At 73.3% G+C, this 23,424-nt stretch carries 26 protein-coding genes; 7 read left to right on the top strand and 19 right to left on the bottom strand.

The genetic code is table 11. The features are described from left to right. Positions 1-130: 130 nt before the first annotated feature. Both ACFYUV_RS33590 and ACFYUV_RS33585 read right to left on the bottom strand, forming a co-directional pair. Positions 131-562: an ATP-binding protein gene (locus tag ACFYUV_RS33590; protein WP_387675568.1), complete on the bottom strand. Its 432-nt coding sequence runs from the start codon at positions 560-562 to the stop codon at positions 131-133. Between the two features lie 92 nt (positions 563-654). Beyond that, a complete protein-coding gene (locus ACFYUV_RS33585) occupies positions 655-1,203 on the bottom strand; it encodes a TetR/AcrR family transcriptional regulator (protein ID WP_387675565.1) in 549 nt (182 codons plus the stop codon). 100 nt (positions 1,204-1,303) lie between these two features. On the opposite strand from ACFYUV_RS33585, the gene ACFYUV_RS33580 reads away from it, so the two are divergent. Continuing rightward, the gene (locus tag ACFYUV_RS33580) at positions 1,304-2,878 is read left to right on the top strand and encodes an MDR family MFS transporter (RefSeq protein WP_358286449.1); all 1,575 of its coding nucleotides are present in this window, start codon (positions 1,304-1,306) and stop codon (positions 2,876-2,878) included. Here the strand turns inward: ACFYUV_RS33580 and ACFYUV_RS33575 are convergent. Then, positions 2,859-3,179 carry an STAS domain-containing protein gene (locus tag ACFYUV_RS33575; protein ID WP_387675563.1) on the bottom strand — a complete coding sequence of 107 codons (321 nt, stop codon included), beginning with the start codon at positions 3,177-3,179 and terminating at the stop codon, positions 2,859-2,861. The two genes, ACFYUV_RS33580 and ACFYUV_RS33575, sit on opposite strands and share 20 nt — an antisense overlap. 69 nt (positions 3,180-3,248) lie before the next feature. On the opposite strand from ACFYUV_RS33575, the gene ACFYUV_RS33570 reads away from it, so the two are divergent. Further along, positions 3,249-4,196 (top strand): GNAT family N-acetyltransferase, encoded by a 948-nt coding sequence (locus ACFYUV_RS33570; protein WP_387675560.1) that lies wholly within the window; start codon positions 3,249-3,251, stop codon positions 4,194-4,196. A gap of 23 nt (positions 4,197-4,219) precedes the next feature. Here the strand turns inward: ACFYUV_RS33570 and ACFYUV_RS33565 are convergent, their stop codons facing one another. From ACFYUV_RS33565 to ACFYUV_RS33545, 5 genes are read right to left on the bottom strand one after another with little or no spacing between them, the layout of a single operon-like run. After that, positions 4,220-5,503 carry an AAA family ATPase gene (locus ACFYUV_RS33565; protein WP_352327730.1) on the bottom strand — a complete coding sequence of 428 codons (1,284 nt, stop codon included), beginning with the start codon at positions 5,501-5,503 and terminating at the stop codon, positions 4,220-4,222. Beyond that, positions 5,494-6,930: a hypothetical protein gene (locus ACFYUV_RS33560; RefSeq protein ID WP_387675557.1), complete on the bottom strand. Its 1,437-nt coding sequence runs from the start codon at positions 6,928-6,930 to the stop codon at positions 5,494-5,496. The genes ACFYUV_RS33565 and ACFYUV_RS33560 overlap by 10 nt, the downstream gene beginning before the upstream one ends. Then, on the bottom strand, positions 6,918-8,048 hold the full coding sequence (locus ACFYUV_RS33555; protein ID WP_387675555.1) for a hypothetical protein: 1,131 nt from the start codon (positions 8,046-8,048) through the stop codon (positions 6,918-6,920). The genes ACFYUV_RS33560 and ACFYUV_RS33555 overlap by 13 nt, the downstream gene beginning before the upstream one ends. Beyond that, positions 8,045-8,815, bottom strand: coding sequence for a hypothetical protein (locus ACFYUV_RS33550; protein ID WP_358286459.1), 771 nt, complete (start codon positions 8,813-8,815; stop codon positions 8,045-8,047). The genes ACFYUV_RS33555 and ACFYUV_RS33550 overlap by 4 nt, the downstream gene beginning before the upstream one ends. A gap of 50 nt (positions 8,816-8,865) precedes the next feature. Beyond that, positions 8,866-9,546: a class I SAM-dependent methyltransferase gene (locus ACFYUV_RS33545; RefSeq protein WP_387675552.1), complete on the bottom strand. Its 681-nt coding sequence runs from the start codon at positions 9,544-9,546 to the stop codon at positions 8,866-8,868. A gap of 55 nt (positions 9,547-9,601) precedes the next feature. Here ACFYUV_RS33545 and ACFYUV_RS33540 point away from each other — a divergent pair, with 55 nt between their 5' ends. Beyond that, on the top strand, positions 9,602-10,021 hold the full coding sequence (locus tag ACFYUV_RS33540; RefSeq protein WP_387675549.1) for a hypothetical protein: 420 nt from the start codon (positions 9,602-9,604) through the stop codon (positions 10,019-10,021). Further along, positions 10,018-10,593, top strand: coding sequence for a TetR/AcrR family transcriptional regulator (locus ACFYUV_RS33535; protein ID WP_387675547.1), 576 nt, complete (start codon positions 10,018-10,020; stop codon positions 10,591-10,593). Before ACFYUV_RS33540 ends, ACFYUV_RS33535 begins: the two co-directional genes overlap by 4 nt. Positions 10,594-10,641: 48 nt before the next feature. On the opposite strand, the gene ACFYUV_RS33530 is transcribed toward ACFYUV_RS33535, so the two are convergent. The 5 genes from ACFYUV_RS33530 to ACFYUV_RS33510 all read right to left on the bottom strand — a co-directional run bounded on the left by ACFYUV_RS33530 (position 10,642) and on the right by ACFYUV_RS33510 (position 15,063). Beyond that, on the bottom strand, positions 10,642-11,856 hold the full coding sequence (locus ACFYUV_RS33530; RefSeq protein WP_387675544.1) for a phosphotransferase family protein: 1,215 nt from the start codon (positions 11,854-11,856) through the stop codon (positions 10,642-10,644). Next, the gene (locus tag ACFYUV_RS33525) at positions 11,853-13,043 is read right to left on the bottom strand and encodes an acyl-CoA dehydrogenase family protein (RefSeq protein ID WP_387675540.1); all 1,191 of its coding nucleotides are present in this window, start codon (positions 13,041-13,043) and stop codon (positions 11,853-11,855) included. Before ACFYUV_RS33525 ends, ACFYUV_RS33530 begins: the two co-directional genes overlap by 4 nt. A gap of 9 nt (positions 13,044-13,052) precedes the next feature. After that, entirely contained in the window at positions 13,053-13,844 is a 792-nt protein-coding gene (locus ACFYUV_RS33520; RefSeq protein ID WP_387675537.1) for a hypothetical protein, read from the bottom strand. 2 nt (positions 13,845-13,846) lie between these two features. Then, positions 13,847-14,710: a hypothetical protein gene (locus ACFYUV_RS33515; RefSeq protein ID WP_387675534.1), complete on the bottom strand. Its 864-nt coding sequence runs from the start codon at positions 14,708-14,710 to the stop codon at positions 13,847-13,849. A 167-nt stretch (positions 14,711-14,877) separates the two neighbouring features. Beyond that, positions 14,878-15,063: a hypothetical protein gene (locus ACFYUV_RS33510; protein WP_352350903.1), complete on the bottom strand. Its 186-nt coding sequence runs from the start codon at positions 15,061-15,063 to the stop codon at positions 14,878-14,880. Between the two features lie 342 nt (positions 15,064-15,405). On the opposite strand from ACFYUV_RS33510, the gene ACFYUV_RS33505 reads away from it, so the two are divergent. Then, positions 15,406-15,750 (top strand): DUF6285 domain-containing protein, encoded by a 345-nt coding sequence (locus ACFYUV_RS33505; RefSeq protein ID WP_364337380.1) that lies wholly within the window; start codon positions 15,406-15,408, stop codon positions 15,748-15,750. Positions 15,751-15,753: 3 nt separating this feature from the next. Here the strand turns inward: ACFYUV_RS33505 and mctP are convergent, their stop codons facing one another. The 4 genes from mctP to ACFYUV_RS33485 form a co-directional block, all read right to left on the bottom strand. Then, entirely contained in the window at positions 15,754-17,349 is a 1,596-nt protein-coding gene (gene mctP / locus ACFYUV_RS33500; RefSeq protein ID WP_387675528.1) for a monocarboxylate uptake permease MctP, read from the bottom strand. After that, on the bottom strand, positions 17,346-17,558 hold the full coding sequence (locus ACFYUV_RS33495; protein WP_352329975.1) for a DUF3311 domain-containing protein: 213 nt from the start codon (positions 17,556-17,558) through the stop codon (positions 17,346-17,348). The genes mctP and ACFYUV_RS33495 overlap by 4 nt, the downstream gene beginning before the upstream one ends. 228 nt (positions 17,559-17,786) lie before the next feature. Further along, a complete protein-coding gene (locus ACFYUV_RS33490; protein ID WP_387675525.1) occupies positions 17,787-18,416 on the bottom strand; it encodes a carboxymuconolactone decarboxylase family protein in 630 nt (209 codons plus the stop codon). Continuing rightward, entirely contained in the window at positions 18,416-18,964 is a 549-nt protein-coding gene (locus ACFYUV_RS33485) for a VOC family protein (protein WP_387675522.1), read from the bottom strand. The genes ACFYUV_RS33490 and ACFYUV_RS33485 overlap by 1 nt, the downstream gene beginning before the upstream one ends. Before the next feature lie 78 nt (positions 18,965-19,042). Here ACFYUV_RS33485 and ACFYUV_RS33480 point away from each other — a divergent pair, with 78 nt between their 5' ends. Continuing rightward, positions 19,043-19,933 (top strand): SDR family oxidoreductase, encoded by an 891-nt coding sequence (locus tag ACFYUV_RS33480; protein WP_387675519.1) that lies wholly within the window; start codon positions 19,043-19,045, stop codon positions 19,931-19,933. 34 nt (positions 19,934-19,967) lie between these two features. On the opposite strand, the gene ACFYUV_RS33475 is transcribed toward ACFYUV_RS33480, so the two are convergent. Next, on the bottom strand, positions 19,968-20,912 hold the full coding sequence (locus ACFYUV_RS33475) for a WYL domain-containing protein (protein ID WP_352350891.1): 945 nt from the start codon (positions 20,910-20,912) through the stop codon (positions 19,968-19,970). Beyond that, positions 20,894-22,507 (bottom strand): CocE/NonD family hydrolase, encoded by a 1,614-nt coding sequence (locus tag ACFYUV_RS33470; protein WP_387675515.1) that lies wholly within the window; start codon positions 22,505-22,507, stop codon positions 20,894-20,896. Before ACFYUV_RS33470 ends, ACFYUV_RS33475 begins: the two co-directional genes overlap by 19 nt. 89 nt (positions 22,508-22,596) lie before the next feature. Between ACFYUV_RS33470 and ACFYUV_RS33465 the strand changes: the two genes are divergently transcribed. Continuing rightward, on the top strand, positions 22,597-23,382 hold the full coding sequence (locus ACFYUV_RS33465; protein ID WP_387675513.1) for an SGNH/GDSL hydrolase family protein: 786 nt from the start codon (positions 22,597-22,599) through the stop codon (positions 23,380-23,382). Positions 23,383-23,424 lie beyond the last annotated feature (42 nt).

The following is a 23,424-nucleotide window of genomic DNA, read 5'->3' as shown; positions in this document are numbered from 1 at the left end:
GGGCGGGCCCCGCTCGCCCTCCTGCCCCCCCCCCCCCCCCCCCCCGCCCCCCCACAACCACCTCCACCCCCCCCCCCCCCCCCCCCCGGCCGCCCCCCCCCCCCCCCCCCCCCCGGCCCCGGTGTGCGGGTCACCTGGCGATGAGATGCTGTCCCGCCGCCCCGGGGGTGAAGCGCAGCTTCTTCTCCAGGCAGACCATCGCCCCGTTCTCGCGCACGTTGGTGAACCGGATGTCGTCGGCGAGCGCGCGCATGATCTGCAGTCCGCGGCCGTGCTCGGCCCCCGGGCCGGGTTCGATCACCTTGTTCGGATCGAAACCGCCCCCCGTGTCGACGACCTTGATGACGCACAGGTCGTCGTGCACGCAGGCGCTGACGGTGTAGTCGTCGCTGGGCGTCGCGTGCTTGATCACGTTCGCGCACGCCTCGGTCAGCATCAACTCGATGTCGTCGCGAATCTGGGCCTCGACGCCGAGCGACCGCAGCGTGCCGTCCAGCATCTGCCTGATCAGCGGGACGCTCGCCGCATCCCTGGGCAGTCGGAGCGCTATCGTCGCCTCCACTGCGTCTCCTCCCGTCTGGATGCGTGCGAGCCTTCTGCCCCGGATCCCGCGCGCCAATCGTCCATTGCGCCCCCGAAGCGCCACAGGGGTCGCTACTGCTCCACGAGCCGCAGCGCCACCTCCATGCACGCCTTGTCGATCTCCTCCTCGGTCAGCCCCTCGCCGGCCATCGACAGCCACTTGCCCGCGTGCAGCGCGAACAGCGCCAGAGAGCGGCTGATGCGCTCGGTGGGCGTGGCGCCGGGGTCGCTCATCTCGGCGGTGAGCTCCATCATCGTGTCGCGCATCCTGGCGAGCTGGGGGTGGTTGCGCATCGCCGTCTGGTTGCTCTCCAGGAAGCGGGCGACGGCCAGGTAGCGGGGCTGGCGCAGCCGTTCGGCGTAGCGTTCGAGCAGCTCGCGGCGGGTCTCGGGGGTCTTCGGCGCGTTCCTGGCCCACTCCAGCAGTTCCTGCAGCTCGGCGACCCGGAGGTCGACCAGGCTGCCGATGATGTCCTCCTTGGTCTTGAAGTGGTAGTACAGCGCGGCCTTGGTCACGCCCAGCTCTTCCGCGATCTCGCGCAGCGAGGTCGCCTCGTAACCCTGCTCCGTGAAGAGTTTCAGCGCGATCTCCTGGATCCGCGCCCGCGTGTCTTCCCGCACTTTGCACCTTGATTTCGACTTGACGGTCGGCAAGTAAGTATCTAGCTTATTCTAAGCTTGCCGGTCGGCAAGTAAGCAAGATCACAACTGGGGGTGTGCAGTGGCGGAGGCAGTCGGACGGCGCCGCGAGGTCATGGTCGTCCTGCCGGGCCTGATGCTGGCCATGGTGCTGGCCATGCTGGACAACATGATCGTGGGCACGGCCATGCCGCGCATCGTGGGCGAGTTAGGGGGCCTGACCCATCTGTCGTGGGTGGTGACCGCCTACGTCCTGGGCACGACGGTCTCGACGCCGATCTGGGGCAAGATCGGCGACCTGTACGGCCGCAAGACCATCTTCATCACCTCGGTCGTCATCTTCATGATCGGCTCCGCGCTGTGCGGCATGGCCGGCTCCTCCATGCTGGGCGGCCCCGCCGACGGCATGACCGAGCTGATCGCCTTCCGCGCGATCCAGGGCCTCGGCGCCGGCGGCCTCATGGTCAACGTCATGGCCATCATCGGCGACCTGGTGCCGCCCCGCGAGCGCGGCCAGTACCAGGGCATCATGGCCGGCGTCATGTCGCTGGCGATGATCGCCGGCCCGCTGGTCGGCGGCTTCATCACCGACCACCTCGACTGGCGCTGGGCCTTCTACGTGAACCTGCCGGTCGGCGCGGTCGCGCTGGTCCTGCTCGTGCTCAACCTCCACCTGCCGCGGACGCACAACAAGGTGCGCATCGACTGGGCGGGCGCGGTCCTGCTGTCGGTCAGCATCACCGCGATGGTGCTCATCACCACCTGGGGCGGCAACGAGTACACCTGGGGCTCCTGGCAGATCCTCACCCTGATCGCGGTCGCCGTGGTCTTCCTGGCCGGCTTCATCGTGGTCGAGCGCCGCGTGGCCGAGCCCATCATGCCGCTGCAGCTGTTCCGCAACCGCAACTTCACCCTGATCTCGGGCATCGGCTTCCTGCTCGGCTTCGCCATGTTCGGCGCGATCAACTTCCTGCCGCTGTTCCAGCAGACCGTCCAGGGCGCCACGGCCACGAACTCCGGCCTGCTGCTGCTGCCCATGATGGCCGCGGCCATGGTCGTGTCGCTGTTCGTCGGCAAGGCCATCACCAGCACCGGCAAGTACAAGATCTACCCGATCGTCGGCGGCGTCGGCATGGCCGCCGGCATGTGGCTGCTGTCCACGATGGGCGTCGACACCGCCTCCTGGCAGACCGGCCTCTACATCGCCGTGCTCGGCCTGGGCATGGGCTTCCTCATGCAGACCACCATGCTCATCGCGCAGAACAGCGTCGAGCAGAAGGACCTCGGCGTCTCCAGCAGCGCCACCACGTTCTTCCGGTCGATCGGCGGCTCGTTCGGCGTCTCGCTGTTCGGCGCGATCTTCAACAACCACTACCTGTCGGAGCTGACCGGCCGGTTCGGCGCGCAGGCGGCCGAGCGCATGACCTCGGGCGGCGGCGCCAGGATGGACCCCAAGCAGCTCGAACAGCTCCCCGTGCAGATGCGCACCGGGATCCTGGAGTCGCTGGCGACCTCGATCTCCGGCGTGTTCTGGTGGGCCATCGCCTTCGCCGTCGTGGTGCCGCTGCTGGCGGCCTTCATCAAGGAGATCCCGCTGCGCGGCGGCGCTCCCGCGGAGGCGGCCCCGCAGGAGGCGGTCAGCCCGGCGGCAGGCTGAACAGCCGGTCGATCGCCGTCAGCTGGAACAGGCTGCGCAGATAGGGCGTCAGCGCCACCACCCGCACCACGGCGCCGGCGTCCGCGGCCCGCAGCTGGAGGCGGACGAGCCCGGCCAGGCCGGAGGAGTCGACGAAGGTCAGCCGGGACAGGTCGACGTCGATCGCGGTGCAGCCCGCGGGGACGGGGAAGTCGCCCAGCCGGCTGACGGACTCGTAGTCGAGGTCGCCGGACAGGGCGAGCGCGACGGTCGTCGCGTCGGGGGTGGCGACCTCGATGTGCAGCGGCTTCCTGTCGACCACCCGGCCAGCCTAGCCACCCCGGGAAAAATGGGAGGCGGCGGGGTGGGCGAAGTGTGCACAATCCTCCCCATGCACATCTTGCGCCGCCCCCGGGTCGACGACGCCGCGGCCATCCACGAGCTGGTCGCGGCCTACGACACCGACGTCATCGGCTCGCCCGACATGACGCTCGACGACATCGCCGACGAGCTGGCCGAGCCGGGCTTCGACCTCGACAGGGACGGCTGGCTGGCCCACGACGAGACCGGCCGCCTGACCGGTTGGGCCTGGGCCTGCCGGGTGGGCGACAGCGACCTGGTCAACATCGAGGTCATCACCCGCCCCGGGCTGGACGGCCTGCCCGGCCTGGACGACCTGCGGCAGGAGCTGTGGCGCACGGTCACCGCCCGCGCCCGCGAGCTCGGCGCCGAGCGCGGCCACGACGGCGTCACCCTCGACATCGGCATCTACCGCGCCGACCAGGACAAGCAGTCCTACGCCAAGGAGCAGGGCTTCGCGCCCGGCACCAGCTTCCACCGCATGCGCGCCGACCACACGGCCCCCGTCGAGGCGCCCGCCCCGCCGCCCGGCCTCACCCTGCACACGGGCGAGGACGAGGAGACCCGCCGCGCCGCGCACGAGGTGCACCAGATCGGCTTCGCCGAGCACTTCGGCTTCATCTCGGTCGACTACGACCACTGGTACGAGCGCCGCCAGGCCATGAGCGTCACCGACTGGAGCCAGCTCACCCTGGCCAGGATCGACGGGGAGCCCGCCGGCGTGCTGATCGGCAACAACCAGTTCGTCCCCGACGAAGACTGCGGCTACGTCGCCACGCTCGCCGTGCACCCGCGCTTCCGCGGCCGGGGCCTGGGCCGCTTCCTGCTCCGGCACGCCTTCGCCGCCGACGCCGCCAGAGGCCGCAAGGGCACGATCCTGCACGTGGACAGCAACAACACCACCCCCGCGCTGGGCCTGTACGAGTCGGCGGGCATGCGCCGCGTGCTGGCCATCGACGTCTGGCGGCGCCGCCTCTGACGCCGTCCCGTCACCGGCTCCCGCTAGACCCGGTGGCGGGCCAGGTGCTCCAGCACCGACTGGTTGGCCTCCCAGCCGTCGGGGAACTTCACCGGCACCCCGAGCTGCACCGGCTCGGCCGACGGGTGGGCGTCCAGCAGCTCGGCGATGCCCGCCCGCGCCACCATCACGCAGGCGTGCCGGTGTCGTGAGGCCAGCACGCACAGCCGCCCCGACTCCAGGTGGAAGGCGGTGGCGTCGCGGCGGCCCGACAGCGGGTGCAGCACGATCGTCACGTCGTACTCGCGGCCCTGGAGGCGGTTGGCGGTGTCCACGGTGATCTCCGGCGGCAGCCCGGCGTTCCTGATCGCGGCCACCTGGTCGCGGTGGGCCGCCCCGACCGCGATCCGGTCGGCGGTCACCGGCCGCTCGCCCTGCTCGGAGGCGGCCACGGCGCCGCGCTGCAGCAGCCGCGCCGCCAGCAGCGCCACGGCCTGCACGGCCTCGCCGTCGGTGCGCACGGTGTGCCGCTCGGGCAGCTCCAGCAGCGCCCACCCCGACCGGGCGGCCTCCTCCAGCGCGCGGTCGTGCACGGTGCCCATGCCGCCCGCGGTCAGTTCGAGCCGCCGGTCGCCCGCCGAGGTGCCCGACCGGAACCCGGTGAACGGGTAGAACGCCTTCGACACCACCGGCGCGGCCGAGGCGGGCAGCCGCCAGGACACCGGCAGCCGATGGACCGGCAGCTCCGGGTTGTGCCGCAGCAGCACCGCCACCGCGCTCTGCAACGGGTCCCACGACAACCCCGACCAGCGGTCGCCGTCGACGATCGAGAACGGGTCGAGCTGTCCGGGGTCGCCGACGAACAGCGCCCGTTCGAACAGCCCCGCGATGCGCAGCAGCTTGTCCGAGCGCATCTGGTACGCCTCGTCCACGATCGCCCACGGCCACACCCGGCCGGAGATCCACGCCCACTTGTCGGCCGTGGCGATGACGATGTCGGGGTCGCCGAGGTCCTGGATCCTGGTGCCGACGGTGACGCCGGCCAGCTCCAGCATGCGCGGGTGGGGCACGTACCCGCCGGCCGACAGCCGTCCGACCTTCAGGTGCGGGTGTTTGTCGGAGATGCGGGCCACCAGGTCGTCGACCTGCTCGTTCGTCTGGGCGACGATCATCAGCGGCTCGCCGGTGGCGGCGATGTGCGCGGCGGCCCGCACGACCAGCGTGGACTTGCCGGCGCCCGGCGGGGAGTCGACCACGACGCCGCGGTTCCTGGGCAGGTCGGCCAGGACGTTCGCGATCACCTGCTCCGGGCTCTCGCTCACGACCATTCCTCCTGGGCGTCCTCGTCGTCGGGGATGTACTCCTGCGGCGGCCCGCCGTGCGTCCAGGGCGTGGCCTCGGCCTCGGGCAGCGCCGGCGAGCCCTGGAAGTCGTCGGTCAGCGAGGTGTAGCAGACCCGCTCGCCGATCTCCGGCACGGCGCCGGGCGCGGGCGTCCTCCCCCGGCCCATGCCCTTGGTGATCTTCAAGGTGATCAGCCCGTCGTGGGCCTCGACCAGCTCGGCGCCCTGGCCGCGGCGCTGCGGGGTGCCGAGCGAGGCGCCGGGCCGCAGGCGTACCGGGTCGTCGGTCTTCAGCACCACCAGCGGACGCAGCTTGCGCGAGCGGCCCTCGCCCTCGACGTTGTCGGGGACGGTCTCGACCACCTCGCCGGCGAACGCCTCGCCGGTCAGCCGGTACTCGGCCATCACCAGCGGGTCGTCGTAGGCGCGCTGCACGTCGTAGGCGGCCTGGGCACGTTCCATGCGGGCCAGCTTGGCCGCGGCCGCCACCGCGCCGTCGCGTCTGGCCTGCGGCGGCGCGCCCTCGGCGATGTGGGCGGCCATGGCGCTGAACGAGCCGCGGTCCTGCTCCCAGCGCTGGGCCACGCTCGCGCCCGGCTCCAGCCCGGCCAGCAGGTCGAGCGCCTGCCACATCAGCCGCCAGGTGGGTTCGAGCTGGGTGCGCAGCGCCTCGGCGACCCGCTCGGGCGACTCGCTGTCGATGGCCGGCGCGAGCACCTCGGCGTCGAAGCCCGGATCGGTCGCGGGCCCGGCGGGCGGCCAGATCAGCGGGTCCTCGGCGTCGTCGGAAGGGCCCTGGGTGATCCAGGACAGCAGCGCGGCCAGGTTGGCGTCCTCCAGCGCGCTCTGCCCGCTGGCCCAGTGGCGGCCCAGCTCCTCGGTCGCGGCCAGCGTCAGCGACGAGCCCGGGTAGGCCGCCCGCTCGGCGAAGTACGTCAGCCACCGCCCCAGCAGCGGCACCTCGGGCGGCACCGGGTAGGGCCCGTCGGGCCTGCGGAAGCGCGTGGAGCGGCCGAGCAGCCTGGTGAAGCCGACGCCCGCCTGGTTCGGCAGGACGAGCTGCGGCGCGTCGAGCGCCCGCTCGTAGGGGTCCGCGTTCTTGCGCTCCACCGTCTCGGTGTCGGCGGTGAACCCCTCGACGTACGGCAGCAGCACCCCGGCCAGCTCGGCGGCCCAGGCGAAGCGCAGGTCACGGTTGCGCGGCTGGGTGACGACGAGCAGGCGCGGCCGGTCGCGGTCGGTGCCGAGCATGGCGGCCAGCGGCGCGGCGGCCTCGCCCGACAGCTTGAGCGGGATGAACACCATCGGCCGCGCGCCCACGTGGCAGTGGCGGACCGTGGCGACGGGCTGGGCGATGCCCTCCCGCAGGGCGCGCAGCCGGGCGAGCGAGGTGAGCAGGCTCAACTGAGGCACTCCCTGCGCAGGCGTTCGGCGTTGCGGAGCAGGCCGGCGATCTCCTCCTGGCCGTCGGCGGGGTCGCGCAGGCCGTCGGCCAGGCCGAGCGCCTCGGCGACCGAGGCGACCCCGCCCAGCTCGTCGCGCACCTGGCGGCCGAGCAGGTCGGAGGCGCCCTCCTGGCGGGCCTCGTCGCGGCAGAAGAAGCACAGGTCGCACGCGGACAGGCAGTCGGGCGCGTAGCGGGCGGTGGTCCTGCGCAGCGCGTCGGCCAGCTCGGCCGCCGGGCGGGTGGGCCGGCCGTCCTCGCCGGGCCGCAGGTCGAAGCTGAGGTCCTCCGGCAGCGCGGCGAGCAGCCGGTCCAGGCCGGTCATCCGGGTGAGCTGACGGCGCAGCACCGCGAGCTGCCTGCGCACGTCGACCAGAGTCGCCACCGGCCGGTTGGCGAAGTTCTCGGGGCACACCAGCACCACGTCGTGGGAGACGGTGAGCGGGTCGTGCCCCAGCTCCGCCAGCATCGTGCGCAGCGCCAGCACATAGACGGCGGCCTGGCGGGCGGCGGCGGCCACCGCGGCCGGCTCGGCCTGCCCGTCGACCACCGCGAACGACTTGATCTCCACCACGTGGAAGCGCCCGCCGAGCTGGAAGGCCACCACGTCGGGTTCGAGGAACGCGGTGTGGCCGGCGATCTCCAGGCTGAGCAGCGGGTGGTCGAACAGCGTGCCGGCGTCCTGGTCGCCGCGCGCCGCCCGGTCGAACAGCGCGCGGGTGTGGGTGTGGCGCAGGTGGGCGCCGACGTTCTCCACGTCGTGGTAGGCCACCTCGGCGACCGGCAGGTCCAGCACCTCGCGCAGCATGCGCAGCAGCTCGGCGCAGCCGTCGGCCTTGACCAGCGCCTCGAACGCGTTCCCGCGGGTGATCGCGAACGGCGACTGGCCGAACGGCGCGGGGAAGCCCAGGTGGCGGGCGGCGGCGTCCTTGTCGACGCCGGCGCCGTCCATGAGGGCGCGGCGGGTGCAGCCGGGGTTGGCGGCCAGGGCCGCGATCGCTCTGGCGTCGTGCGGCTTGGGCGGCGTCGTGCCGCGCAGCGCGTCGAGCCGGTGGGCCGGGCCGTCCTCGCGTCTCAAGCCGCTCACGTCGCTGTCTCCTCCTTGATCGTGCCCAGCGTAGCGGCGCCGAAGAGCCTGGCCACGTCACCGAGCTGGGATGTGGCGCGTCGTGCCAGCTCGGCGCGGTCGCGCGTGTCGCGTTCTGCGTGCACCGCCAGCTCGGCCCTGGCCGCCTCGGCGATCCGCCGGCGGTCGGGCGGCCCGAGGTCGGTGGCCGTGGCGCCGGGCACGTTCCTGGCCATCCGCGCCAGTAAGCGCAGGGCCCGCTCGTCCTCGCCGTCGTGCGAGGCCACCGCGATGGCGCAGGTCAGGAAGTCGACGCGGGGGCTGAGCGGGCCGACCACCCGCCGCTCCAGCGGCCAGGTGCTGAGCGTCAGCAGGCCGCGGGCGGGGGAGAGGCGGTCGGTCAGCGCCGCGCACAGGTAGTACGGCCTGCCGTGCGGCGTGGACCGGAACGAGCGCTCCTCGTCGCGGCGCAGGCTGGTGAGCTGGGCGCTGCGGATGGTGCCGGCGAAGAACGCGCCGCTGACCGCCACCACCAGGCGCGGCTGCGCGGCGGCACCGAGCAGCGCGAGCGCCTGGTGGACCTGCTCACGCACGGTGACCAGCCGGGGGCCCTCCGCCCTGGCGCGCGGCTGCTCGCCACTCACCAGGGCGTCCCAGGCGCGCTCGGCGGCGCGCAGCTCGGCACGCAGCACGCGGGCCGTCGCGCCGTCCCTGACGCGCATGGCCTTGCGCACGCCGGCCCGGAGCCCGTCGATCCGCCGCTCCAGCTCGTCCAGCGGGTCACTCATGGCGCGAGGGTATCAACAGTTCCAGTATTTCCCAGTATTTACACCGAAATCTACGATGTAAAGGGGCGGGCCAGGAACCACATGCGGTCCTCGGTGAGGAACCGCTCCAGCCGCAGCCCCTCGGCGGCCAGGGCGTCGGCCAGCTCTTCGTCGGTCATGCGGCGCGAGGTGAACGACTGGGTCCAGACCCGGTCGCCGTGCTCGTAACGCATGGTCGCGGCGAACACGCCGGGGGAGATCTCCTCGACCTCCGCCAGGGTGATCGTGACGTCGCCGTCCTTCCTGCCCGAGCCGGCCCGCCAGCCGTCGTGCCGCTCGGCCGTCATCCACTGGACGAGCACCGCCCCGCCCGGCTTGACGTGCCGCGCGCACGCCGCCAGGAAGGACCGCCTGACCTCCACGTCGACGACGTTGACGAGCTGGGAGGCCAGCGTGACGGTGTCGAAGCGCCGGTCGAGCCGCAGGTCCTGGAGCCGCGCGTGCACGGTCTCGGCCCCGCGCACGTGCGCCAGCATCTCGGTGGACTCGTCCACGGCCACGACCTGTAACCCGGCCTCGACGAGCGCGTGGGTGACCCTGCCGACGCCGGCTCCGAGCTCCAGGACGGACCCGCCGGGCGGGGTCTCCTGGATGACGACGTCGGCGTCGCGGCCGGGCTGGAGGAGGGTGTAGAACTCGACCGGGGATCCGTCGGGGGTGATGGCGCCTGGGCCTGTGCCGGTGTTCTTCATGCCCAAAAACCTAACCGCCGCGTGAGCGGTCCGTGAGCGGGGGACGATGGCCTCTGTGACCGGTGAGGTACGAGTTCTGATCGGCGTCGGCGTGGGCCTGGCCGCCGTTCCCCCCGTCTATTACCTGACCGAGGCGGGTGCCAGAGCGCTGCGGGCCGGGCAGGCGGCCTTCGCTCCGGCCCCCGCCGGGGTGGGCCTGCTGGCGGCGGCGGCCCTGATCGTCGCGGTGCTGGCCGCCTGGCCCGCCGCGGCGCTGGCCTGCGGGGTGCCGCTGGCGGTGGCGGGCGTGCTGTTCGCCCTCGACCTGCGGGCCGCGATCGGCCTGGCGGGCGCGCTGCCCGGCCTGTGGGAGCCGCCGTGGGCCGAGCCGCCCGGCACCCTCGCCGGGGCGACCGGCCTGTACGCCTACACCGGCGCGTTACTGGTCTTCTCGGCGCTGCTGCCGCGTCGTCTGCGATCTATCCTGGGCAGATGAGCAGACGGGACCCCGACCGGCGCAGGGCGCTGCTCGACGCCGCCGACCGGGCCATCGTGGCCGAGGGCCCCGAGGTGTCGATGGCGGCCATCGCCGCCGAGGCCGGCATCACCAAACCCGTCCTCTACCGCCACTTCGGCGACAAGAGCGGCCTGTACCAGGCGCTGGCCGACCGCCACGTGCGCACGGTCATCGCCCAGCTCCGCCCGCAGTTCGCCGGGCCCGGCACCGACCTGCGGGCCCGTGCCCGCGCCGCCATCGGCGCCTATCTCGACCTGATCTCGGCCAACCTCGACCTCTACCGCTTCCTGTTCCACCGGGCCAGCGCCGAGGACACCCGCATCCGCTCCCACATGACCTCGCTCGTGCGCGGCCTGGGCGAGGAGCTGCGCCGGGTGCTGGCCGACGAGCGGGTGGTGGCCGACCCGGTGCGGGCGCAGGTGCTCGGCCACGCGTTCGTCGGCATGGTGCAGACGACGGGCGACTGGTGGCTGGAGCATCCGGAGGTGGACCGATCGCAGGTGGTGGAGGGGCTGGTGGACGTGATCGCGGCGGCCGTCGCCGGGGGCTGAGGGCTCCGGCGGGCCGACCGGCGGGCGGCCCGGCCCGGCCCGGCCAGCTCAGGTCAGTAGGCCGAGCAGGTCCCACTCGTTCTGGCAGGCGCGGCGGCCGAGGGCGGCCAGCTCGACCGAGGAGGCGCCGCCGCGCAGGTGCCGCATGGTCTGCATGACGCAGATGATGCCCCATTTCAGCACGCCGAACGTCTCCCACCAGCGCAGCGCGTCCAGGTCGACGGGCCGGCCGCCGGCCTCCTCGTAGGCGGCGATCAGCTCGGCGTAGCCGCCGAACCCGCCCACGGGCAGCGGCGAGCCGAACCGCCACGCCTTGACGCACAGCCAGCCCAGGTCCTCCAGCGGGTCGCCGGCGTGGGCCAGCTCCCAGTCGAGCACGGCCCTGACGCCCTCCGGGCCGACGATCAGGTTGCCGTTGCGGAAGTCGCCGTGCACGACGCTCGCCGGGACGGCGGGCGGCCGATCGGCCTCCAGCCTGCGCAGGGCCAGCTCGAACACCGGGTGCGGCTGGCCGGTCAGGTCGAGCACGCCACGCCAGAACCGCAGCGGGTCAGCGGGCACGGCCTGCGGCGCGGTCGCAGGCGCGGTCGCGGTCGCGGTCCCGGTCCCGGTCGCGGTCCCGGCAGGCGCGGATTCGAGGGGCGCGGTCTTGGGGGCGGTCGCGGGTTCGGGTTCGGTCGCGGGGCCGGTCTCGGGCAGGCAGGACAGTGGCATGCGGTGGATGGCCGCCAGCGCCCGCCCGCACTGGGCGGCCAGTTTCGGCCTGGCCTCCCGGTACGCCTCGTCCCGCAGGATCCGGCGCGGGATGGTCTCGCCGGGGATCCGGCTCATCAGGACGTACGGCCCGGCGGGCGGCTGAGTGGGCGGCCGGGCGGACGGTTCGGCCAGCGGTCGCGCGGGCGACCCAGGGGGCCGGCCGGTGTGCGAGTCGGTGGGTGGGCCGGTGGGCGGTCCGGCTGGTGGGCCGGCGGCGGCCACGACGTGCGGGACCGGGACCCCGGCGGCGGCCACGACGTGCGGGACCGGGACCCCGGCGACGGCCGCCGCCTGCATCAGCCGCGCCTCCTCGGCCAGCCCCGTCCCAGCCTCCAGGGCGGCCCCCGGCCCGTCGAGCCGGAGCACCAGCTCGTGCCGGTCGCCGCCGGGGACGACCACGTCCAGGGCCCAGGTCTCCCTGGAGGCCCCGCCGGGCAGCCTGATCGCGTACGGGACGGCCGCGTCCGGGCCGTACACCTCGCGGACGATCGTCTCGACGCGGTTCATCGGGGGCGGAACTCCCAGGCGCCGCCGGCCGCGTACGCGCCCAGGAGGCGGCGGCCGACCGCGTCGATGTGCACCTCGTCGGGGCCGTCGTAGACGCGCGCGGCGCGGGCGTGCCGGTACATGCGGTCCAGCGGCGTGTCGGGGGTCAGGCCGGCCGCGCCGTGCACCTGGACGGCCCGGTCGATGACGTTGTGCAGCATGCGCGCCCCCACCACCTTGATCGCGCCGATCTCGACGCGGGCCTGCGAGCCGGCGTCCACGGCCTCGGCGGCCTGGAGCGTGAGCAGGCGGGCGGCCTGGATCTCGGTGTAGGAGTCGAACACGTGCTGCCGCATGAGCTGCTTGGCCGCCAGCGGCTCGCCGAAGGCGGTGCGCGCGTGCAGCCGCCGGCACATCAGGTCGAAGGCCCGCTGCGCCTGCCCGAGCCAGCGCATGCAGTGGAAGATCCGGCCGGGCCCGAGACGCCGCTGGGCGATGACGAAGCCGTGCCCGCGCTCGCCCAGCAGGTTCGCGGCCGGCACCCGCACGTCCTCGTAGCGCACCTCGCAGTGCGCGCCGCCGAGGCCGAGCACGGGGGTCTCGCGCACGATCGTGTAGCCGGGCGTGTCCGTCGGCACGAGGATCATGGAGAAGGCCCGGTGGGGCGGCGCGTCCGGCTCGGTCCGGCACATCACGGTCGTGTACGCCGCCACCGACGCGCCCGTCGTGAACCACTTGTGCCCGTTGATCACCCATTCGTCGCCGTCGAGCACGGCGGAGGTGGTGAGCTGGGTGGGGTCGCTGCTGGAGACCTCCGGCTCGGTCATCGCGAAGCTGGGCGAGATGTCGCCGCGCACCAGCGGCTCCAGGTAGCGCTCGCGCTGCTCGGGGGAGGCGTGCTCGTGCAGCATGAGCGAGTCCTGCAGGGTGAACGTGCCGAGGGCGAGCTGCCCGTACTCGCTGCGGCCCTGGACCTCGTTGACGTAGACGTAGTCGAGGAACGGCAGCCCGCCGCCGCCCAGCTCGCGCGGGTGGCCGAGGGCCCACAGGCCCTCCTTCCTGGCCTCGTCCCGCAGCCCGGCCATGGTGGCGGCGGCCCGCGGCCCGCCCTCGTGCAGCACCTCCTCGGCCGGTTCGACCCGCTCGGTCATGAACGCGCGCACGGCGTCGCGGATCGGCCGGACGTGCTCGGGCACGGCGAAGCTCATGGGGTGATCTCAACCGAAATCCGTTGCGCGGTCAACGGTCGGCGCGCCCGCGCAGCAGCAGCGATCGAAGTCGAACCGCTCGGCGCAGGCCCGCTCCCACAGCCGGGCGGTGTCGCCGCCGGCGCGCGGGAAGACCAGCCGCGCGATCACCAGCGCGACCACCGCCCGCGCCCCGGCCAGGTAGAGCGCCGAGGCCGCGCTCTGGACGTGCGCGCCGGAGACGAACAGGTCGTCCACCAGCAGCACCCGCGCGCCGTCGACGCGGCCCAGCACCTGGAAGGCCCGCTCGTCCGAACGCCGCCGAGCGAGGTTCTCGGCCGCCTGCGCCGACCCGGCCATCAGCACGGGACGGTGCAGCCCGCGCAGGTCGCCGACCATGTCCACGATCCGCGGCATCGGGCCGAAGACCTCGATGGGCCGGTCGAGCCGGGTTCCGGGCAGCGTGGTGACCATCGTGAAGGGACCGCCGGCCAGCCGGGTCAGGCAGGCGGAGTGGGCCCGGTGGAAACGCGCCACGGTGGCGGCCAGGAAGGGCACCCGGCGCACGCTGCCCGGCGGGTCCCTGCGACGGGTCACGATCGCGTGCAGCTGGGCGCCGTCGCCGTCGCGCACGCACAGCGAGACGGGGACGACGTGCTCGGTGTGGCGGTACAGGCCCTGGGTGGTGACGCCGCAGGTGACGCAGAGCCCGGACGGCCCGCCGGCGCCGGTGTGGCAGATCCGGCAGACGCCGGGACCGGCGGCCGGGACGTTGCGGAAGATCTGCAGGTACGCCTCGGTCACCGCGCGGGCGTCGCCCATGGTCAGAAGACGGTCGTCAGCCGGGTCACATCTACAAGATTGACCGCCTGGCGCGCCAGCTCGTCAATGCCCGCTACGACAGTGACTCCTCCCCGGTAGGCCAGCCGGGGCGTCCAGGGCAGGCCGGGCGCGGCGAAGACGTGCTTGCCCTGGGACAGCGCCATCGCCGCCCGCTCGCCGTCGCAGGCGCCGGTGACGTAGAGCGCGGCGGCCAGCCCGCTGGTCACCAGCCCGGTCACCGCCCGCGTCCGGGCCGTCGTGGCCGTGCCCGGCCAGAACGGCGACACCGCCACGACGGCCCCGGGCCCGCCGACGCCCGGCCGCCCGCCGTCCGCACCGCCCATGAGAGCCCCGAGCCCCCCGGTCACCGGCCGGCCGTCGTCCGGGCCGACCACGATCGCGCGGCCGCCGGCCGTCGCCGCCGCGCCGGCGGTGCGCGGCGCGTCGCACACGACGGTCAGGCCGGCCGCGGACAGCGCGCGGGCCGCGGCGCGGGCGCCGGGGGCGTCGCCGGTGACCGCCACCGACCGGTGGTCGCCGGGCCCGAGCCGGCCGCGCACCCACAGGAACGGCTGGAGGTTGTGGGCGCAGGCCAGGTTGCCCGGATAGTCGTCGTCGAGCACGGTCACCAGCGCGGCGGGACAGGCTGCGATGAGCGCCTCGGCCCGGCCGAGGTCGCCCGGCCGCAGCCGCGCGACGACCCGCGCGGCGTGCGCCCTGTCGTGCTCGCCGAGCCCGCCGAGGTCGCCGCGGGCCAGCCGCACCGCGCTGCCCCGGGCCTCCACGACCCGCGCGGTGTGGTGCCACGGCCCGGCGGTGGCCCTGGTCAGGGCGAGCACCGCGGCCTGCTCCTCGGTCACCGACATATCACCCATCGTCCGGTTGGAACGACCGTACGCGTGCCCACCGACAGAACCGGCTCCCCATCGTGCCGCCCGCGGCCGCCCGGCCCGCGCGGACGCGCCGCGGCACGCGAAAGGGCCCGGCGGCCGCAGGGCATCCGCGGCCGCCGGGCCCTTCGGAGGGGACGGGGTCAGGCCGCGTTCTCCTCGGCCTTGCGGGGCAGGACCTCCAGCTCGAACGCGCCCGACCTGACCGCCTCCAGGAAGTGCTGCCAGTCGCGGCGCGGGATCTCCAGGACGACGTCCGGGGAGGAGTCGTGGATGAGCTCCACGTGGTCGTTGATGCGGCAGGCCTTGACGCGTACGTCGTCGTTCATGCTGCGCTCCCTCGGGTTGACTGCGGCTGAGCGGCCCGGGAAGCCGGGGGCCGGGAGCTGCGCCGGGCGACTTTCCCAGCCGTCCGGGCCGTCCGCGTGACCCCGGAGGGCCGGGCCGCTCGGGAAGCGTGCCATCGTCGCGCGGGGGCCCGCCACCGCCGGTACGGGCGGCTCGGTAGAGACACGCCGATCGTGGGCGGAGGCCTGTCGTCCCCGGGGTGGAGAAAGGTCATCCGTGGGCCGGGGGCCTTGACAGGCAGGGCGATGATCCTTATGCCTGGGCTCACGACTGGCCGTGCGCGGGCGTACGGCTCCGGAGCCGAGGTGACGGGAGTGCCGCCGATGGCGCAGCCCCATGACGTGCCCACCGCCGCGCAACTCGTCGCGGCCGTCCGCGGGTTCCTGCGGGACGACGTGCTGCCCGCGGTCGAGGGGCGGGTGCGTTTCCACACGCGGGTGGCGATCAACGTGCTCGCCATGGTCGAACGGGAGATGGAGCTGGGCCAGGACCAGGCCGCCGAGCACGCCGCGCGGCTGGCGGCGCTGGGGGTGGCCGACGACGCCGAGCTGGCCGCCGCCGTCCGCGCGGGCCGCTTCGACGGCGACGACGCGCTCACCGCCGCCCTGGTCCAGGCCGTCCGGGCCAAGCTGGAGGTGGCCGATCCCGGCTACCTCCAGCGGCCGTGAGCGTCAGTGGGAGCCGGCCAGGTCCAGGTCCTTGACGTCCGGGTCGCCCTCGTCGGCGAAGTAGTCGCCGCGCCGGGTGGCGTCCGCGCCGTCGGCCACCTTGGCCGCCCGGAAGATCAGCGTGGCGACCGCGGCCACGACCAGGTTGACGATCAGCGCGAGGAAGCCCGCGTAGATGGTCATCTTGGTGTCCAGGCCCAGGTTCGACAGGCTGAAGGCCGAGCCGCCGAAGTGCTCCTTGCCCTTGGCCGGGTTGGGGATGAGGTAGAGCATCCACATGCCCGCCGCCAGGCCCGCGGCCCAGCCGGCCATCAGGCCGCCCTTGTGGAACCAGCGGGTGTACAGGCCGAGCGCGACCGACGGCAGCGTCTGCAGGATGATCACGCCGCCGATGAGCTGCAGGTCGATCGAGAACTGCGGGTCGAGCAGCAGGATGCACAGCACCGCGCCCACCTTGACCACCAGCGAGACGACCTTGGAGACGTTGGCCTCCTGGGCGTCGGTGGCCTGCTTGTTGATGTACTCGCGGTAGATGTTGCGGGTGAACAGGTTCGCCGCCGCGATCGACATGATCGCCGCCGGCACCAGCGCGCCGATGCCGATCGCCGCGAACGCCACGCCGGCGAACCAGTCGGGGAAGAGCTGGTCGAACAGGTTCGGCACGATCGTGTTCGGGTCGCCGCCGACCGGCTTGGTGCCGGCCGCGATGGCCATGAAGCCCAGCAGCGCGATCAGGCCGAGCACGAAGCTGTAGGCGGGCAGCGCCGACATGTTGCGCTTGATGACGTTGCGGTTCTTGGAGGCCAGCACGCCGGTGAGGCTGTGCGGGTAGAGGAACAGCGCCAGGGCCGAGCCGAAGGCCAGCGTGACGTACTGGAGCTGGTTGGCGCCGTTGAGCAGGATGCCGTCGCCCGGCGCGGGGGTCTTGTCGAACTTGGCCTGCGCCATGTCGAAGATGTTGCCCCAGCCGCCCAGCTTGGCCGGGATGTAGATGACCGCGGCCAGGATCACGATGTAGATCAGCGCGTCCTTGACGAAGGCGATCAGCGCGGGCGCGCGCAGGCCGGACTGGTAGGTGTAGGCCGCCAGGATGGCGAAGGCGATGATGATCGGCAGGTGCCCGGTGATGCCCATCGACTTCAGCACCGCCTCGATGCCGACGAGCTGCAGCGCGATGTACGGCATCGTGGCCACCAGCCCGGTGATGGCGATCAGCAGCGCCAGCGTCGGCGACCCGAACCGGGCCCGGACGAAGTCGGCGGGCGTGACGAACCCGTGCACGTGCGAGACCGACCACATCCGCGCCAGCACCAGGAACACCAGCGGGTAGACCACCACGGTGTAGGGCAGCGCGTAGAAGCCGAGCGCGCCGGAGCTGAACACCAGCGCGGGCACGGCCACGAACGTGTAGGCGGTGTAGAGGTCGCCGCCGACCAGGAACCAGGTGACCCAGGAGCCGAAGCTGCGGCCGCCGAGGCCCCACTCGTTGAGGCTGGCCAGGTCGGTGGGCCGCCGCCAGCGGGCCGCCACGAAGCCCATGCCGCTGACCAGGATGAACAGCAGCCCGAAGACGACCAGCTCGGTCACGTGCCCGCTCATTTGGTCATCCTGTAGACGATCGTGGTGCAGCCGACGCCGACCACGATGAAGGCGAGCTGCAGCCAGTAGAACAGCGGGAAGCCGAGCAGGCGCGGCTCGTCGGAGTTGAACAGGAACGTCAGCAGCGGCAGCACGATCGGCACGACCAGCAGCCAGTTCCACGGGCTGCGGTCGGTACGCGGCGGCTGCCCGGATTCCCCGGTAGTCATCGGCCCTCCGATTGGGGGATCAGGAGCGGCGTGTTGACCGGCTCCTGACAACGTCGTCAATGGAGGGAGATTAGCTTTCCGGTGGTATTAAACCCAATGTCCGGAACATTACGGTTTGGCCTAAATGTCGAGATGAAATCTCAATATGTGAGACCAAGCCACCCCTCGCCAACGGCACGTTAAGTCCCTCCCGGGCCGCGCGGAACCGGGCGATCGGCGAATGGTCGGCTACTCGCGACGAACGGTCACTTCGTCGGCGATGTCGCGCGTCCCGTACCCCTCGGGGGCGGGCACCTCGGTGATCGGGTCGGGGCGGTCGTCGAACTCCAGCCGCAGCGCCCGCGCCATGGTGGCGTGCATCTCGTACAGGCAGACGATGTAGGTCAGCTCCAGGATCTGCTCGTCGGGCAGGTGGGCGCGCAGCACGGCGAACACCTCGTCGTGCACCCGGCCGCCGTCGAGCACCAGGCCGTCGGTGTAGGCCAGCACCGCCCGCTCCAGCTCGCCGAACCGGTCGCTGACCTGCCAGGAGGCCACCGCCCGCACCTTCTCCTCGGGCACGCCGAGCGCCCTGAGCTGCTTGCAGTGCTGGGAGTAGACGAACTGGCTCTGCCGCGCCCAGCCCGCCCTGGTCTGCCCCAGCTCGCGCAGCACCGGGTCCAGCCGTGACTCCCGGTAGATCTGGAAGCCCTTGACGCAGTGGCGGAAGATCTTGGGGTCGAGGGCGAAGACCGTCCACCAGTCGCCCGGCGAGCCGGTCGCGGTCCCCGTGCCGTCGGGGGACAGCAGCCGGTCGTGGAAGAACCGGACGACGGGGTCGGTCACCTCCTCCGGCGGCACCCGCCGCAGCCGCGGCATCAGACGGTCCGGTCGGCGGCCGTCTTGGGCTCGTGCCGGACGTCGCCCGGCTGCCCGACCGGCCGCGTCCAGGCGGCGAACTCCACCAGGATCCCGTCGGGGTCCTTGAAGTAGATGGACCGGACGAAGACGCCCTCGTGCATCGCGGGCGCCACGCCGAACTCGCTGTCGTCGTGGTTGAGCAGCACGCCCACGTCGATGCCCTTGGCCACCAGCCGGTCGCGGTACTCCTCGATGCGCTCGGGCGGCACGTCGAAGGCGATGTGGTTCATCGAGCCGACCGCCGACAGCAGCTCGCCCCGGTCCGGCAGGTTCTTCGGCGCCGAGATCCCCGGCACGCCCTCGGGCGCGTCGGGGAACCAGAAGAAGGCCAGCGCGTTGCCGCCGCCGCAGTCGAAGAAGAAGTGCTGGCCCCAGCCCAGGGGCAGCTCGATCGTCTTGATCAGCGGCATGCCCAGCACGCCGGAGTAGAAGTCGACGGTCTGCTTCATGTCCGAGCAGACCAGCGCGATGTGGTTGACCCCGCGGAGCTCGAATTCGCTGTTCATGGTAATCAATTACTTATCACGGCGTTCCTGCGGAAAACATGACAGGAGGTGGCGGGTATTCGGGCCACGATCGTGCCCGTGATTGTTGTGGTGGCGGGCGCGACCCGCGGAACGGGACGAGGAATGGCGGTCGCCCTGGGGGCGGCCGGAGCGACGGTCTACTGCGCCGGACGGAGCACGCGCGAGCGCCGTTCGGAGATGAACCGTCCGGAGACGATCGAGGAGACCGCCGAGCTGGTGAGCGCGGCCGGCGGGACGGGCATCGCGGTCCCCGTCGACTTCCTGGACCCGGCGGCGGTGGCCGGGCTGGCCGCCCGCGTCGAACGGGAACAGGGCCGCCTGGACGTGCTGGTCAACGACGTGTGGGGCGGCGACCACCTGTGGAAATGGGAGACCCCCGTCTGGGAGCAGGACCTGGACGACGGGCTGCGCCTGCTCAGGCTGGCCGTCGACACCCACCTCATCAGCGCCCGCCACCTGCTGCCGCTGCTGATCCGGCACGAGGGCGGCCTGGTCGTGGAGGTCACCGACGGCACCTGGGAGTTCCACAGGACCCGCTACCGCGAGAACGTCTACTTCGACCTCGCCAAGCTGTCGGTCAACCGGCTGGCCTTCGCCTGGTCCCACGAGCTGCGCCCGTACGGCGGGACGGCGGTGGCCGTCACGCCCGGGTTCCTGCGCTCTGAGGCGATGCTGGACGGCTTCGGCGTCACCGAGGAGAACTGGCGCGAGGCGAAGGCGGACAGCGCGTGGATGGTCTCCGAGACCCCCGCCTACGCCGGTCGCGGCGTGGCCGCCCTCGCCCAGGACCCCGACCGGCGCCGGTGGTCGGGGTCCTCGGTGACCAGCGGCGAGCTGGCCGAGGCGTACGGCGTCACCGACGTGGACGGCAGCCGGCCGCAGGTGTGGCGCTACATCGCCGAGGTCATGGAGAAGGGCGGCGAGGGCGGCTGGGAGGACTACCGCTGACACCCGTGGTGGAGCCGGGCCACGCGGGCGTCCCTCAGCGCCGGTAGAGCTCGGCCATGCGGGCGGCGGCGTCGGCGACCTGGGCGCGCAGCTCCTCCGGCGCCAGCACCTCGGCCTCCGGGCCGAACCGCAGCACCTGGGTGAAGGCCACCCGCGTCGACTCCACGGCCAGCCGCACGGTCCCGTCCGGCTGGAGCGAGGCCAGCGCGTCGTCCAGGGCGGCCGGGTCGGCGACGTACCGCAGCATGCGCCGGCCGGCCGGGGTCAGCCGCAACGTGATCACGTCCCTGAGCAGGGAGCGGCTGAACTCGGCCGCCTGCCCGGCCCAGAACGCGGCCAGGTCGAAGTCCGCGTCCCGCTCGAAGCGCGGCTCGCGCGCGCGGACGTCCCCCATGCGGTCCACCCGGAAGATCAGAAACCGTTCGCGCAGGCGGGCCACCAGGTACCAGGCGCCCGCCTTCAGCACCAGCCCGTACGGCTCCAGCTCCCGCGTGCGCTCCTTGTAGACCACCGTGACCGGCAGGTCGTTCCAGACGGCCCTGGCCAGCGGGGCCAGCGCCGGGGGCGGCGGCGTGTCGGCGGCGTACCAGCCGGGCGCGTCCAGGTGGAAACGCTGCGCGGCCGTGGCGGGCGCGTCGCGCAGCGAGGGCGACAGCGCGGCGGCGGCCTTGAGCCGGGCCGTCGCGGCGACCTCCTGCAACCCCATCTCGCGCAGCGCCGCGGGCACCCCCGACAGGAACAGCGCCTCGGCCTCGGCCCGGTCCAAGCCGGTCAGCCGGGTGCGGTAGCCGTCCAGCAGCCGGTAGCCGCCGCCGCGCCCGCGGTCGGCGTAGACCGGCACGCCCGCCTCCGACAGCGCCAGCACGTCGCGGTGCACCGTGCGCTCGGAGACCTCCAGCTCCCTGGCCAGCTCGGCCGCCGTCATCCCGCCCCTGGCCTGCAACAGCAGGACCAGCGACATCAGCCGCGCGGCGCGCACAGCGGCAGCACCACGGCCGAGGGGCGGGCGGGGGAGTGGAACACCTCGACGTCGGCCGGCACCATCGGGCCGCCGGGCGCGCCCACCGGCTCGCCGGTGCCCGGGTTGCGGGCGATCGTCGGGTACGCGCCGGCCGCCACGTGCACCCGGATCCGGTGGTCGCGGCGGAACCGGTGGCCGATCGGCCACAACTCCACCCGGACCCGGCGCACACCGTCGCCGTTCCCTTCGGCGTTCCCGTCATCGGCGGTGTGCGGGCCCAGCCGGCGCACCCCCTCGCACAGGTTGAGCGAGCGCCCGTCGGGGTGCACGTCGCAGACCCGGACCACGACGTCCACGTGCGGCGTGCTGGACCGGACGTAGACGTCGGCGTGCACCGGGCCGATCATCTCCGCGTCGGCCTCCAGCGCCGCGGAGCTGTAGACCAGCACGTCGCGCCGGGCCTCCAGGCGCCGCTGGTCACGCGGCCTGGAGTCGGCCAGCAGCACCGGGCCGCCGATCGCCGGCGTCGGATGGGCGGGGTGGTAGCGGAACCGGTCGGACCCGGCCTCCTCGGGCTCGCGCGGGTCCAGCCCGCCGCCCGGCCGCAGGTGCCAGCGCTGCTCCCGCACGCCCGGCACCGGCCAGTCGGGGTAGTCGCGCCACTCGCCGGCCCCGGTGACGTACAGCCGCACCGGGTCCGTCCGCAGGCCGGACGGGTCGTCCATGAGGTGGGCGCGGAACCAGGCCAGCGCCTCGGCCTTCGAGGGCCGCCCGTGCCGGGAGTCGACGTGGTACCAGGGCCCGATCGTCAGGTACGGCCGCCGCCCGGCCGCCCGCATCGCCGCGTAGTCCTTGAGCTGCCAGGGCAGGAAGACGTCGTACCAGCCGCCGAGCATGGTGACCGCCGCCTCCACCTCGCCGACCTTGAGCGAGAAGTCGCGCTTGTGCCAGTACGGCACGGCCGGGTCGGCGTGGTGGGCCAGCAGGTCGCGGAAGAACCGCAGCGGCCGGCCCGCCGAGGCCATGTCCAGCTCGGCCACCGGCCGCCCCGACAACACGGCCCGGCGGGTCACCCTGGGGGCGGTCAGCATCGCGGCCCCGCCGACGAAGCGGCGCGTCATGGTGTCGGTGAGCGTGGTCCAGCTCAGCGTCGACTCCAGCGCGAACGCGCCGCCCACGTAGGCGGCGTCCCTGAACTGGGAGGCGGTGATCTGCGTGGCCATGGCCTTGAGCTCGGGCCCGGCCTCGGCGGCGACGGCCCACTGGGCGTAGCCGAGGTAGGAGGGGCCGAACATGGCGAACGAGCCGCCGTACCAGGGCTGTTCGCGCAGCCAGGCGATGGTGGCCAGGCCGTCGTCGTGCTCGTCGCCGAGCGGGTCGAGGCTGCCGCCGGAGCCGAAGCCGCCCCGGCAGCTCTGGATCAGCACGTGGAAGCCGTTCCTGGCGAAGCCGCGGCCGTACATCCAGCCGAACAGGCCGCGCCGGCCGTACGGCGAACGGATCAGCACCGCCGGGCCCGGCCGCCCATGAGCCGGGGCGTAGTGGTCGGCCAGCAGCGTCACACCGTCGGGCATCGGGACGGGGATGTCCCGCCGCAGCCGCACGCGTCTCATGTCCTAACCAGTAACAGATCGGGCGGGACGGGTGGTAGCCGGGGGTTACGGTCGCGTAGGGAGAAAGGTCCTTGGCAAACTATCCGGTCATGGGACGAATCACGTCGTATGTCGCCCTAGGGGACAGTTTCACCGAAGGACTTGAGGACCCGGCCGACCACGGGTTCCGCGGCTGGGCAGACCGGCTGGCCGAGCACATCGAGGCCGACCGCCGCCAGGCCGGGGAGCCCGGACTGCGGTACGCCAACCTCGCCGTCCGCGGCCGGCTGATCGACCGGATCGTGTCGGAGCAGGTGCCGAAGGCGGTCGAGCTCGGCGCCGACCTGGTCTCGCTGTGCGCCGGGGGCAACGACATCCTGCGGCCGGGCAGCGGACCGGCGTCCGTGGCCAGGCGGCTGGAGGAGGGCGTCAGGACGCTCACCGAGGCGGGCAGCCGGGTGCTCATGTTCACCGGCTTCGACCTGCGGCACGTGCCGGTGATGCGGCTGGCCCACTCCAAGATCGAGGTCTACAACCTGCACATCCACGACATCGCCCGCCGCTACGACGCGCTGCTGGTGGACCTGTGGCCGATGCCGGTCCTGCGCGACCCGCGCGCCTGGAACGCCGACCGCCTGCACCTCAGCCCCGACGGCCACCGCCGGGTGGCGCTGCGGGCCGCCGAGGTGCTCGGCGTGCCGGTGGCGGAGGACTGGCGCGAGGCGTACCCGGCCAGACGACCGCCGGTCTGGACGGCCGCCCGCCGCGAGGACCTGCGCTGGGCCAGGACCTACCTCGGCCCGTGGATCGGCAGGCGCATCAACCGGCGCTCCTCGGGCGACGGCGTCGCGCCCAAGCGCCCCGACCTCGCCCCGCTGCCGACCGCCGGACGCTGACCCCGGCCCCGATCCGATTCCAGGCTCGCCACCGATCCCGGC

Origin of the sequence: Nonomuraea sp. NPDC003560, from assembly GCF_042878785.1 — a bacterium.
Taxonomy (GTDB): domain Bacteria; phylum Actinomycetota; class Actinomycetes; order Streptosporangiales; family Streptosporangiaceae; genus Nonomuraea.
The sequence above is the reverse complement of the archived record's forward strand: the minus strand, read 5'-3'. Positions and strand labels throughout refer to the sequence as shown.